12 protein-coding genes are annotated in these 13002 nt (G+C 38.6%); 10 read left to right on the plus strand and 2 right to left on the minus strand.

What is annotated here, in order from left to right; genetic code table 11:
• Nucleotides 1–27: 27 nt before the first annotated feature.
• On the minus strand, nt 28–1614 hold the full coding sequence (locus tag SCI76_RS00490; protein WP_098999407.1) for a glycosyltransferase family 39 protein: 1587 nt from the start codon (nt 1612–1614) through the stop codon (nt 28–30).
• 154 nt (nt 1615–1768) lie between these two features.
• Entirely contained in the window at nt 1769–2305 is a 537-nt protein-coding gene (locus tag SCI76_RS00495; protein WP_014459798.1) for an IseA DL-endopeptidase inhibitor family protein, read from the minus strand.
• 292 nt (nt 2306–2597) lie between these two features.
• On the opposite strand from SCI76_RS00495, the gene SCI76_RS00500 reads away from it, so the two are divergent.
• The 10 genes from SCI76_RS00500 (at nt 2598) to SCI76_RS00545 (ending at nt 12955) form a co-directional block, all read left to right on the plus strand.
• On the plus strand, nt 2598–2720 hold the full coding sequence (locus SCI76_RS00500; protein WP_013057357.1) for a hypothetical protein: 123 nt from the start codon (nt 2598–2600) through the stop codon (nt 2718–2720).
• Nucleotides 2721–3019: 299 nt separating this feature from the next.
• A complete protein-coding gene (locus SCI76_RS00505) occupies nt 3020–4255 on the plus strand; it encodes a Zn-dependent hydrolase (RefSeq protein WP_325077908.1) in 1236 nt (411 codons plus the stop codon).
• Between the two features lie 167 nt (nt 4256–4422).
• Complete coding sequence (locus SCI76_RS00510) at nt 4423–5061, plus strand: response regulator transcription factor (protein WP_028408271.1); 639 nt, start codon at nt 4423–4425, stop codon at nt 5059–5061.
• 4 nt (nt 5062–5065) lie between these two features.
• A complete protein-coding gene (locus SCI76_RS00515) occupies nt 5066–6184 on the plus strand; it encodes a histidine kinase (protein WP_338704552.1) in 1119 nt (372 codons plus the stop codon).
• Nucleotides 6185–6285: 101 nt separating this feature from the next.
• Nucleotides 6286–7224, plus strand: coding sequence for an ABC transporter ATP-binding protein (locus SCI76_RS00520; protein ID WP_028413090.1), 939 nt, complete (start codon nt 6286–6288; stop codon nt 7222–7224).
• A 19-nt stretch (nt 7225–7243) separates the two neighbouring features.
• Entirely contained in the window at nt 7244–8350 is a 1107-nt protein-coding gene (locus SCI76_RS00525) for an ABC transporter permease (protein ID WP_338704551.1), read from the plus strand.
• 1 nt (nt 8351) lies between these two features.
• A complete protein-coding gene (locus tag SCI76_RS00530; protein ID WP_407544871.1) occupies nt 8352–9500 on the plus strand; it encodes an ABC transporter permease in 1149 nt (382 codons plus the stop codon).
• Nucleotides 9501–9745: 245 nt separating this feature from the next.
• Complete coding sequence (locus tag SCI76_RS00535; protein ID WP_338704548.1) at nt 9746–10936, plus strand: iron-containing alcohol dehydrogenase; 1191 nt, start codon at nt 9746–9748, stop codon at nt 10934–10936.
• 45 nt (nt 10937–10981) lie between these two features.
• On the plus strand, nt 10982–12415 hold the full coding sequence (locus SCI76_RS00540) for a GntP family permease (RefSeq protein WP_328174939.1): 1434 nt from the start codon (nt 10982–10984) through the stop codon (nt 12413–12415).
• Between the two features lie 207 nt (nt 12416–12622).
• Nucleotides 12623–12955: an IDEAL domain-containing protein gene (locus SCI76_RS00545; RefSeq protein WP_205689613.1), complete on the plus strand. Its 333-nt coding sequence runs from the start codon at nt 12623–12625 to the stop codon at nt 12953–12955.
• Nucleotides 12956–13002: the final 47 nt, after the last annotated feature.

Below are 13002 nucleotides of genomic sequence, written 5' to 3' on the forward strand. Positions count from 1 at the left end.
TCAATCATACTCACTGAGCTTTTTGTATTATGCCGTTTTTAAAACCGTACTTTTTTGGACTAAATTCCAAGCAACTTTTACTAAATAAACAACAAGCAAAACGTTTAGCATCGACGTAGCAAACATAGAAAACGGATAGGACGTACTGTTTTGCATATTACTGTCACCGTATAAAACAAAAAAAGTGTTCATAAAAATACTGATGCTAAATCCAAGGGATAAGTAAAGCAAGTTTTTGTCTTTCAAATAAATATAAGCGAGCAAAGCAAGCGCTGCTGCTGGAAATAAGTAGCGTTCATGCATGCTTGAAGAAAACGTAAATACCCCGGAAATTTGAATAAGCGCTGCAAGAGCGGCGTATTTAAAGCTGCGCCCTTTTATATAAATAAGCCATGAAAAAATAGTTGTCGCGACGATAAAAATAAGTCCCCACGTATGATAGCTGAAAAGCAGCAGCGTTGCAGAGCTGTCTTTATAGTTTGCGCCTATTAAACTAAAGAAGTTATAGGCGTTAACAGAGGCATACGGGTACTCTCCAATGGTGGATGAGAATAAATCAATAATCCACGTAGGACTTTTTCCTGCTGAAAAAGGCAATAAAATCACTGTAGCAGTGAAAGCAGCAGTGAAAGCAATACCGAAGAAATGCTTCAGTTGCTTCAGGCGAATGAGTTCGAAAAATAAAATAGGCAGGATAATAATCGCCTGCGGCTTCATTAAGACCGCTGCTGTAAAAATAACGGCCGACGCGTAAATTCTTTTTTCCGTAATCATTACAATCGCTAGGACAATAAGCAAAGTGAAAAATGAATCGACTTGTCCCCAAAACGTTGAATTAACTAAAATGGCCGGATTAAATAAATACCCAATTGCTAACAGGTATGCAAAAGAAGGTGCCAAGTATTTACGAGCTAAACGATAGAGTAAATAAGATGTGACAACATCTGCTAAAATAGGCGGAATTTTAATCAACAGCGAAAAATACTGCTGAAAATCCGGTAAACTGCCAACTTTCCCAACGATAAACAAGATATAAATATAAAACGGCGGATAATCGCTTCCGCTTTTAGCGTAGAAATTTGAAAAATGATTAGCCGCAACCGATGCCCAGTTTTTGAAAAGCGACGCATCCATATGAGAGCCTACCCACGGAATCAGCGCAATCCGAATAAATAAACCAGTGCCAAGTAATGACCATAAAATAACGCGAGAATGCCCTATCGAATGATGCCATTTCTTTTTCTTTACTAATCCGTAAACGAAAGCTGCTGCTATAAAAAAGCCCACCGTATAAAGAGCTAGCGGCGTTTCATAGTCTTTATTAGCTCCTTGACTTCCGGCACCGTTATCCATAGATAGATTATGAAAAGGCGTTACGTGTTCTCCGGAATTGCTGGGTGAAGCAGGACCGTTTCCTGAAGGAAGACGATGATCTCTTGAGTTATTATCAAGAGCAGATATACCATTCGTAATCTTTTTTAACTGATGACTTTCTTGAATTGAAAATAAATGTTCTTCTCCTTTATAGTGTGATAGTGAAACGATACTGAAAACAAATGCTAAAAGAAAAGCTGCCGTTACGATAAAAGCCGTTCTTTTTTGTAGTATGTTCATATAAAATCCTCCGATGACAATGTATCGAATAAGTAGTAGTGTGTCTCCATACTATAAGGGGAGTTGGTGAAAATAAAGTGAAACTTCTTTAATAAAGAGCGGAAGAGAGAGCATAAAAAAACAAGGCCTTAGAAGACCTTGTTTTTTATATCGCTTATAGTACAGCATCAAACTTATTTACTTTCCACTGTGAACCAGATTTATAAAATGTAACGGTGCGTTTTACACTTCCTCCGTCAACTGTTGGAACCGTAAATTGATAAGAGCGAACATCGGCGCGCTGATAAGTTAGTTTTGCTTTTGCTTTGTTCCACTCTAGCATGCTGAATCCGTCACCGACAGGACGAGCAAGCTTTCCGTTATATGTGATGTAGCGATAATTTGTTAATCCTTTTTGAATAGCACTGTTTGTAAACGTTTCAGATAAGTAGCTTACTAGTTTGCTTTTTGTATTAAAATCTTGACAAAGATATGAGTACTGAGTGCCTTTATAATTAAATGTTTTTTGAGTACATAAATTACCTTTAGATCCATGAAGTGCATTCCAGAAATGGTTGCTTGCGTTTGCTGCAATTTTTACCGCATTAGTCGTTGATAGATTTTGTGATGCTGCTTGAGCTGTAACTCCTGTGCTTAGTGAAAAGAAAAGAGCAAGTGATGCTAAGATTATTCCAAATTTTTTCATTTCCATTTCCCTCCTACTCATTCATTGAAATATATGTAACATTCATGCTGTTAATATTACAATTGTTACATTTATATTACAATACTTCTTTAAAGAAATAAAGAGTATTTCTTATATATGTTTGAATTATTCCCGTATTTTCTTAAATAAAACGTAGAATTAAAAGAAAACATATAAACAGTATGTCAATTATGTGTCACATATTTCGTCGCTTTACAAGTTCGTATATAATAGGAATAAATCGATCAATATGCTGATTTAGATAAATAGGTCAGGCACAAAAGGAGAACGTAAACTAATGGGTGTTTCAGAAGTGACATCAGGAATTATTATTACCACTGCCGTAATTGCTATTGTGATTATTACAGTTGGTGTTTTGGCTACAATGATTGCGATTGCGAAGAAAGCAAATAAAAAGTAAGTGTGTAGAGGAGAGTTAGTATAATAACTAATTCTCTTTTTTTTGAAAAAAACCTATCGCTATTTTTATAATAAAAATGCATAAATAACGCGTGCATTATTCATAGAAAAAAGCAGGAAATTTACGTTTTGAAGCTAATAGATACATAAGGCAAGCTGCGCACTTTCATTACAAAAACAATGGAAGGGGTTCTAACAGACTTCAAGTGATATCGCCTATTTTATGTCATAATGAATGATATTCATTAACACAGCATCTTAGACGCACTTTATAACCAAATAATGAGGAGAGTGGTTGAGTTGCAACGACAAAAAGTAGCAGTGAATGGAGAAAGGTTAAAAAATACGCTTGAACGATTTGCCGATTATGGACGAACACCTAATAACGGTGTAACCCGCCTAGCGCTGTCAGAAGAAGATCGCCTAGCACGAGATTATTTTTGCTCATGCTGCCGGGATCTTGGAATGGATATTAAAATCGATGACCTTGGATGTATTTACGCCACGCTTGAAGGACTAGAAGATAAGCCGCCTGTTGTGATTGGCTCACACATGGACAGCGTAAAAAAAGGCGGAAGGTTTGATGGAATCCTCGGTGTAGTTGCAGGTTTAGAGTTAGTAAGGACGCTGGTTGAACATAATATTAAGCCGAAGGTGCCGATTATGATTGTTAACTTTACGAATGAAGAAGGAGCGCGTTTTGAGCCTTCTATGATGGCTTCAGGTATTTTATCGGGCAAGTTTCAAAAAGACGTTATGATGAAGAAGACAGATGTTGACGGCGTGACGTTTAAGCAAGCCCTTCAATCATGCGGATATGAAGGCGATAGAAGTAACCGTCTTACTGAAGCATCGGCATTTGTAGAATTACATATTGAGCAAGGGCCTATTTTAGAAAGAGAAGCCAAATCAATTGGTGTAGTCGAGTGCGTGCTCGGAATGGTATGCTATGAAATTGAAGTTACGGGGGAGTCAGATCACGCCGGGACGACGCCGATGGATATGCGGAAAGATGCGCTATTTGCAACTAATAACCTGATTGCTGAAGCTCGTCATGAGCTCGGCAGATTGGATTCAAATTTAGTCTATACAATGGGTCGTATGAACGTACTGCCTAATATTCATACCGTTATTCCAAATAAAGTGATTTTTTCGCTTGAAGCGAGACATACGGATGAAGATGTCATTGCATCCGTGGAAAAAATTATTCAATCACTGCCTGATCAAGCGGAGCTGTTAGAAGGGTGCGAAGTGCGGGTGACCAAGCTTTGGGGACGCGATACCGTGTGGTTTGATAAAACGGTTTGTGATGAAGTAGAAGAGTCGGTTCGTTCGCTAGGGTATTCCTACAAGCGAATGGTCAGCGGAGCTGGACATGACGCACAGTTTTTAGCTAGCTATATTCCGACGGCTATGATTTTTATTCCGAGCGTAAACGGAAAAAGTCACTGTGAAGAAGAGTTCACTCCTTGGGAAGAATGCGAAAAAGGTGTAAACGTACTTTTAGAGACGGTGATGAAGTTAGCTCAGAAGTAACAGGACGAAAGAGTAAACCTGCGGAGGTTTGCTCTTTTTTAGTGCTTAGAAAGACTGCGAACTATCGCATTGAACTTTTGGTTTATTATGGCTACAATAAATGAGAAGCATCGGGATGGATGTGAAAAAAGGATGTGAAAAAAAGTGAGATCTTCTCACTTGCAGAAATGAAAATTACTATTATTATTGCAGATGATAATTCGTTTATTCGAGAAGGAATGAAAATTATATTAAATACATACGAGGAATTCGACGTTGTCGCTACGTTAAAAGATGGTCAAGAAGCCGTTCAATATTGCAAGAATCACTCCGTCGATATTGCATTGTTAGATGTAAGAATGCCTGTTATGGACGGTGTAGAGGCTACAAAGCTTATTTCAGAGTCAACGAAAGCAAAGCCGCTTATTTTAACTACGTTTGATGACGATGAATATATTATTGATGCTGTAAAAAACGGAGCTAAAGGCTACTTGTTAAAAAATACAGAGCCAGAGCGCATTCGAGACGCAATCAAAAGTGTGTTCAACGGACATACGGTGCTGCAAGATGTTGTGCTTGATAAAATTAAATCAAGTTTAAACGCTGCAACTGAGCGCGAGTCCAAAGCGGATATGACACAGTTTACCGAGCGTGAAACGAGCATTATGACGCTGATTGCCAAGGGGCTTTCAAATAAAGAAATTTCTAAAACGCTTTTTATTTCAGAAGGTACCGTAGCAAACTATATTAGTTCGATTTTAAGTAAAACGGGACTTGAGCACCGTACTCAAATTGCTATTTACTATTTAACCGGTAAAGGGAAGTAGGACTATGGAAGTCGGATTAATGATGACCAAGCTCATCCTCATGCTGTTTTTGGCTATTACGTACATTCAGTTTAATTATGTACACTCCATTTCAGCTATTGTGTTAGCACTGCTTCTTTACAGCTGTGTTAATATCGCCGCGTCTATTGTGAAAAAGAGCGCGTTCAAGCGCATGCTTATTGCTTTTTCAATTGTCCTTATTCTATATTGTGCGTATCAACTTCATCCTTTGTTTTTTCTTCTTTTGCCGCTAAACCTTTGTGAGCTTATTGGAGAATCAATCGTAAAAAAATGGATGGTGCTGCTTGTATTGCTTCCAGTACTGCTAGTTCCCTCTGATATTAGAGCTCTGTATGTGTTAGTCGCTGCGTTTACTTTTTTTATTTACACAGGAGCAGCTATCTATCAAAAGCGGACAAACAATTATGAACAAAAGCTTGATGAAATGAGAGTAAGTATGCAAAAGCTGCAAAAGCACGTGAATGAAAATAAAGAGTATGTGAGACAGTCTCAATATGCTTCAAAATTAGAAGAGCGAAATCGACTATCGCAGGAAATTCATGATAAGATTGGTCATTCAATGACAGGAGCGCTTATTCAAATGGAGGCAGCAAAGCACGTAATGAAGCAAGACGAGGAAAAAGCGCTGTCTCTTCTTCAAAATGCGATTACGATTTCGAAAGAAGGCATTGAAGAAATTAGGTTAACGTTAAAAAGTATAAAGCCTCCCGCTGAGCAAATAGGAATCAGCCGTCTTAAATTATTTATTGGTGAATTTGAGGCTAAGCATAGTATCGCAATGCCTCTTGTATACAAAGGGAATTTAGATCTTATCACGCCTCTTCAGTGGAAAATTATCCATGAAAATATAACAGAAGCTATTACAAACGCTTTGAAATATGCAGAAGCAACGATGATTTCTATTGAGCTTCACGTACTAAATAAAATGGTTAAAGTAGAAGTCAAAGACAATGGAAAAGGCGCTCACTTGTTTCAAAAAGGACTTGGCATAGCAGGAATGGAAGAGCGCGCTGCTTCTATTAACGGAACGGTGATTGTCGACGGTACAAACGGATTTTCTGTTACCACACTGCTGCCGATAGGTGAGAAACTTCATACGTAAATAATGAGATTTCTCATGGGGAAAAGGTGAACTTATGCACTGACGTAAGTTTGCCTTTTTTTCATAAAATAAGGATATACCAACACACTAGAGGTGAAATGATGAACGTATTATCCATTCAAAAATTAACAAAGAAATTTGGAGATTTTATTGCGGTAGATAATTTATCTTTACAAGTAGAAGAAGGAGATATATTTGGGTTTTTAGGAACAAACGGAGCAGGAAAAAGCACAACGATTCATATGGTAGCTAGTCTTCTTCAAAGCAACAGCGGCGATATTGAAGTACTTGGGAAAAATATAAAGAAACACCGAAATTTCGCAAAGATGAACATCGGAATTGTTCCGCAGGACTTAGCGATTTATGAAGATTTGACAGCCTATGAAAATGTGAAGTTTTTTGCAGGACTCTACGGATTAAGAGGATCACTTCTTAGCGAACGAGTCGAAGAAGCTTTAGCGTTTGTAGGGCTTTTAGATAAACAAAAGGCGTATCCGAAAAGCTTTTCAGGAGGAATGAAAAGAAGGTTAAATATCGCATGCGCAATTGCTCATCGCCCTAAGCTGATCATTATGGATGAACCGACGGTTGGCATTGATCCTCAGTCGCGAAATTATATTTTAACATCTGTAAAAAAGCTAAATGAAATGGGAAGCACAATCATTTATACGAGTCACTATATGGAAGAAGTAGAAGAGGTATGTACAAAAATTGCAATTATTGATCACGGCAAAATTATTGCTGAAGGAACAAAAGAGCAGCTGAAAGCGATTATCACCGATACAAAAGATATTTGGATTGAAGTAAAAGAAGCAGACGATATAGATTGCAGCGGTCTAAAGGAAATTCCAGGCGTAACAGCCGTTACGTATGAAGATGGAATCATTAAAATTAATTCAAGCGCCGAAGTGAATAACTTGAACAAAGTCATTCATTATTTAATGACGCATCATATCGAAATTAAAGCAGTTAAAGAACAAGCCCCTAATTTAGAGACGGTCTTTCTGACGCTCACAGGACGCAGTCTAAGAGATTTATAAAAGAAAGGAGGAATAACGAATGAATATTATTGCAATTGCTTTGAAAGAAATGAAAAGTGATCTGCGAGATAAGCGTGCATTTATCTTTATGATTCTTTTTCCCCTAGCTCTTGTCCTTATTTTAGGAACAGCTTTGTCTCAAGCCTTTAATAACGACATGACGATAGACGATAGCTATGTTCTCTATAAAATCGACACAAGTAATGAAGAATCTGCTGCTTTTAAGCAGTTTGCTGCACATGCAGAAAAATCGGGCATTCACTTTAAAGCGTTGAAAAAAGATCAAGATGGAAAAAAAGAAGTAAAAGAGCAGCATTATACAGCTTATGTAGAAGTGAAAGACGGAGGCATTAATCTCTACGGAAATGAAGAAAACAGCATTGAATTTAACGTGGTGCAAGGTATGTTAAGTACATTTGTTGATAAGTATAACGTGGCTATGGAAGTGGCCAAAGTAAATCCTCAGCAAGTCGAGAACCTGCTGCGTGTGTCTAAGCATGACTATATTCAAGAAACATCCCTTCATTCTCAAAAACAGCCAAATTCAATAGACTACTACGCTATTTCAATGACAACCATGATTGTTTTGTACGGATCTATCTCAGCGAGTTATTTAATTAGAGGAGAGCGTATGCGAAATACAGCAATTCGATTAGTAGCCGCACCGATTAAAACCGCTGAAATTTTTGTCGGGAAAATTTTAGGCACTGTTTTGGTTCACGCCATTTGTGTATTAGTCGTCATTATGTCGACTAAATATTTTTTTGATGCGAATTGGGGAGATCATTTACTCTTAGTACTCGTAATGTTAGTATCTCAGATTCTTTTTGCCATTAGCTTTGGACTAGGAGTTAGCTACCTTACGAAGACGGAAGCGGCGTCAAGAGCAATTATTATGGTTGTGATTCAAGTGTCGTGTATTGTGGGAGGAACCTATTTTCAAAATGGATCTGGAGAAGGCTTCGTCAATGTATCACCTTTAACCTGGATGAATAATGGACTTATTAAATTGATTTATACAAATGATATCGGCGCTTCTCTTTCAGTTATCGGGTTGAATGTAGGCTTCTCTATTTTATTCTTGGGCACAGCCATTGTGCTTTTGAGAAAAAGAGAGGGGTTATAACATGAAAAATATCATGTGGCTTGTCACAAATATGCTGAGAAATATGCTGCTTAGAAACAAAAGGACGCTTGTACTTGTTATTGGTTTGCCTATTGCAGGTATTTTGATGTCCGTTCTTATTTATGGAAATACAGCAGGGACTTCGGTGAATATCGGAGTTGTCAATCACGACTCAACGGATATCTCAAAAGACACCGTTCAGTTTTTAAAAGGGCTGCATAAAACAAATGTTAAAATGCTCACTGACAAAGAAGTGGATCATGAGATTACGTCAAAGAAAGTTGATGCTGTTATTACTTTTGAAAAAGGGTTTTTTGAAAGCGTCAAAGCGAACAAACCAGATCATATTACGATTACTTCGATAAAAGGAGCAGAAGTAACGGGCTTTATTAAGTCTTATTTGTATCAATATATTGATAATGTTTCTGCGCTTAATCAAGCAGCAGGCGGCAATGACGCTGCGTTTAAACAAATGTATGAAAGTTATCAAAAAGCGCCATTCCACGTCTCCACGCATGCACTTGAAGACAAAGGAACCGATCAAAACATTGTCAAGCAGACAATTGGGTATTTAATTATGTTTATGCTTTTTTCTGCCGTAAATCTATCGGCTCTTATCACAAAAGAAAAAGAGCAGCGCACGTATTTTAGACTGCTAGCTTCGCCAGTCAGTGCAAGGCAATACGTGATATCTAATGTTATGACAAATATGATTTTATTAACTTTGCAAGTAATGATTACACTTGTTTGTATTACGACTCTTTTTCACGTAGATATGAACATTCCTGTGTGGCAGCTATTTTTTATTTTAGTTTTGTTTGGGCTAGTAGCCATCGGCTTGTCGCTTGTAATCATTGCTTTTACAGAAAGCTCAAAAGCGGCAAACGGCCTTCAAACGCTTATTATTACGCCAACTTGTTTACTGTCAGGGTGCTTTTTCCCTCCTGAATTTATGCCGGATGTGATGCAGAAAATAGCGGACTTTCTTCCTCAAACGTGGGTATTAAGCACGTTGAAAAGTGTTCAACAAGGAGCCGCATTAAGCAGCCTATGGTTAAATATCAGCATTTTACTAGCTTTTGCACTCGTTTTTTTCCTGCTATCGATTTATAAATTAAATCGAAATAATACTGTTCAAAAGTTTATTTAAATGGTAAAGTCAGAGAATACCTCTGGCTTTTTTTGTAATTTTTAAAAAGTTTCAAAAAAAGATTGAAAAATATAAGATGAAATTTTAGAATGAAAGAGGAAAGGGGTATACAAAAAGAGAATAAATAGGGGAGAAAAACGAAGCTCATGTTGGTTTTTTGCACAAATAAATGAAATCGCTTACATAAGTCAGCATGAAAATACGGAAGGAGAGATTGTCAGCGAGATAACAAAGGGGGAAAAACAGTGGGAATTTATGAACTACTTGTACCACGCACGGTTTTATATGGAGAAGGATCATTTTCTAAAATTGGAGAACAAGCTGCACTGCTTGGGACAAAGGCATTGCTTATAAGTGATGACGTTATGCTGAAAGCAGGCAATGTAGAAACTTGTCGTCGTTACTTAGCAGAGGCTGGCATGGACTGTGCCGTGTATACAGGCGTAAATTCAGAGCCGACAGATATTCATCTAGATGAAGCGCTTGCCATATGTAAAACGGAGCAGTGCGATGTGGTTATTGCCTTAGGGGGAGGCAGCTGTATCGATACTGGAAAAGCGGTTGCCATTATGATGACAAATGAAGGGCATCTACGAACGTATTTTCAAAATCAACAAGATTTTCAAGGTAGTCCTCTTCCTTTGGTTGCCGTGCCTACGACTGCCGGAACGGGCTCAGAAGTGACGAAAGCGACGGTTATTACAGACACGGCATACGATGTAAAAATGATGCTCGCAAGGCCTCAATTATTGCCTGATACAGCCATTGTTGATCCGTTATTAACTCTATCATGTCCAAAACACGTAACTGCAGCTACAGGAATTGATGCACTCAGTCATGCGGTCGAAGCGTATTTGTCTAAAAAAGCACATCCTTTTACGGATTCACTTGCGCTTCAAGCAATTGAGTTAATTATGAAAAATATTCGTCTTGTGTACAGAAATGGAGAAAATGTTCAAGCAAGAAACGAAATGGCCTATGCTTCTATGCTTGCGGGGATGGCGTTTTCAAATTCATCCGTTGCTCTAGTGCACGGTATGTCACGACCTATTGGCGCGTTATTCCATGTGCCGCACGGTATTTCTAACGCGATGCTCCTGCCTGCGGTTTTGGACTATACAAAAGAGGCTTCAATCGATCGTTTAGGTGAAATAGGACAAGCTCTTTTTCCGAACGTATCATATACAAAAAAAGAAGGAGCAGATGTGTTAATTAAAGCCATCAAGCAGCTTTGTATCGACTTAGAGATTCCTAATCTTCAATCGTGGGGCATTGATCGTCAGCTATTTTATGCGGCGGTTGAGAAAATGGCAGCGGATGCGATTCAAAGCGGAAGTCCTGCTAACCATCCGGTTGTACCGACGGCAGAAGAAATTATCCAGCTGTATTACACGTCCTATGAATATGAGTTTGAGTCTGCACTTTATAAGAAATAAGATAAATTCAAGACAAATTGAATGAGGGATGAAAGGGGAAACGTTATGGATTTGCTGATTATTTTGCTGTCTCTGGGGCTTTTGATGCTGGTTGCTTACCGCGGATTTTCAGTTATTTTGTTTGCTCCACTTTGTGCGCTGCTAGCCGTTATTTTAACAGAACCAAGCTATGCACTCCCATTTTTCTCAAACGTTTTTATGGAGAAAATGGTTGGATTTATTAAAAACTACTTCCCTGTCTTTCTATTAGGAGCAGTCTTCGGGAAGATGGTTGAAATGTCTGGAGTCGCTGAATCGATTGCGAAAACAATTGTTAAAGTCGTGGGGGCTAAACGTGCGATCTTGGCGATTGTTTTAATGGGAGCAATCTTAACCTACAGCGGCGTAAGTTTATTCGTTGTTGCGTTTGCAGTTTATCCGTTTGCGGCTAACTTATTCCGCGAAGCGAATATTCCAAAACGATTAGTACCGGGAACGATTGCATTAGGAGCTATTTCGTTTACCATGGATGCACTTCCGGGTACACCGCAAATTCAAAACGTTATTCCAACGACTTTTTTTAAAACAGACATCTATGCTGCTCCGACACTGGGGATTATCGGATCGGTTATTGTCTTTAGCTTAGGTCTTTGGTATTTAGAAAGCCGAAGTAAAAAAGCAAGAAAAGCTGGAGAAGGCTACTACGGATTTAATAATGAACTAGCGGCTGCTGCAGAGCTAGAAAAAGAGCCTGTACCTTCTACAGAACCTAAATATGAACCTAGCGTAGCAAGACAGATTTTAGCGTTTGTTCCGCTCGTGCTTGTAGGGGTTGCAAACAAATTTTTTACTGTTTCTATTCCAAAGTGGTACCCAGACGGTTTTGATTTTGCCAAAATTGGCCTTGAAGCGTTCGGAAAAGTAGATTTAACCGCAGTTGTTGGTATTTGGTCAGTGGAGTTAGCACTTGTTATTGGAATTATTACGACGATTGCGTATGACTGGAAGAGAGTGACCACCGGTTTCCAAGCGGGTCTTAACGCAAGTATTGGCGGAGCGCTTCTCGCTGCGATGAACACGGGAGCTGAGTATGGCTTTGGAGGCGTTATTTCATCTCTTCCTGGCTTTGCAACCGTTCGCGATGGTATTTCACATACCTTTACAAATCCGCTTGTCAATGGAGCCGTTACGACAAACATTTTAGCCGGTATTACAGGATCCGCTTCTGGAGGTATGGGAATCGCGCTTAGTGCGATGGGAGATAAGTATGTAGAAGCTATTAATCAATACAATATCCCTCCTGAAGTTATGCACAGAGTTGTAGCGATGGCATCAGGCGGTATGGATACGCTTCCTCATAACGGAGCCGTTATTACCCTGCTTGCTATTACCGGATTAACTCACAAGCAGTCTTACCGAGATATTTTTGCCATCACTGTTATAAAAACGCTTGCATGTTTCTTAATCATTGGAATCTACAGCTTAACTGGACTCGTATAACAAATAAAGAGGCTGAGTGTAGTTGAAGAAAGATCCGAACGATAAATCGTTCGGATTTTTTTATTGTTGCACTGATTTTGTATATCGAGCCTTTTGCTCTAAAACAGATTCTTTGACTTTCTAAACTGTAAGTATTATGATTACACTACTTTCTAGAATACTATATGCCGTTACATTAATTCTTAGCATGTTTATGAAGAAAGGAGAATGACTGTGAAGCTATTTGAAGGAAATTTAAAAGTAGGCGACTGGGTCAAAGGAAAGTCTCGCGACGGTGAACTTATATACGGATATATAAAAACGATTAATCCATCTAAAAAAGCCGCACTAATCAATGTAGTGAAAAGTGATGATGAAAAAATGGTCGGCACAACCATTGGCATGATGGATGAAAAAATAGAGAAGCTGCCCCTTCAAAAAACGGCGCACGAAGAGCAGATTCTTTCATTGATTGATCTTGCGCTGCTAACAAAAGACGAAGCTTGGTTTATTGAATTAACAGCTGAATTAAAAAGAGTACAAGATAAAAAGCAAGGCTGACATTCCTAGTAAAGGATGAAGGCCCTGCTTTTTTATTATTCCTAGGG

Source organism: Priestia sp. HNGD-A6 (assembly GCF_045784335.1).
GTDB lineage: Bacteria > Bacillota > Bacilli > Bacillales > Bacillaceae_H > Priestia > Priestia zanthoxyli.

Excerpts from the sequence above, each read along its gene's own strand:
- SCI76_RS00500 (WP_013057357.1), top strand. The coding sequence starts at position 2,598 with ATGGGTGTTTCAGAAGTGACATCAGGAATTATTATTACCACTGCCGTA.
- SCI76_RS00540 (WP_328174939.1), top strand. The coding sequence starts at position 10,982 with ATGGATTTGCTGATTATTTTGCTGTCTCTGGGGCTTTTGATGCTGGTT.
- SCI76_RS00525 (WP_338704551.1), top strand. The coding sequence starts at position 7,244 with ATGAATATTATTGCAATTGCTTTGAAAGAAATGAAAAGTGATCTGCGA.
- SCI76_RS00545 (WP_205689613.1), top strand. The coding sequence starts at position 12,623 with ATGACTGTGAAGCTATTTGAAGGAAATTTAAAAGTAGGCGACTGGGTC.
- SCI76_RS00490 (WP_098999407.1), bottom strand. The coding sequence starts at position 1,614 with ATGAACATACTACAAAAAAGAACGGCTTTTATCGTAACGGCAGCTTTT.
- SCI76_RS00530 (WP_407544871.1), top strand. The coding sequence starts at position 8,352 with ATGAAAAATATCATGTGGCTTGTCACAAATATGCTGAGAAATATGCTG.
- SCI76_RS00520 (WP_028413090.1), top strand. The coding sequence starts at position 6,286 with ATGAACGTATTATCCATTCAAAAATTAACAAAGAAATTTGGAGATTTT.
- SCI76_RS00515 (WP_338704552.1), top strand. The coding sequence starts at position 5,066 with ATGGAAGTCGGATTAATGATGACCAAGCTCATCCTCATGCTGTTTTTG.
- SCI76_RS00495 (WP_014459798.1), bottom strand. The coding sequence starts at position 2,305 with ATGGAAATGAAAAAATTTGGAATAATCTTAGCATCACTTGCTCTTTTC.
- SCI76_RS00510 (WP_028408271.1), top strand. The coding sequence starts at position 4,423 with ATGAAAATTACTATTATTATTGCAGATGATAATTCGTTTATTCGAGAA.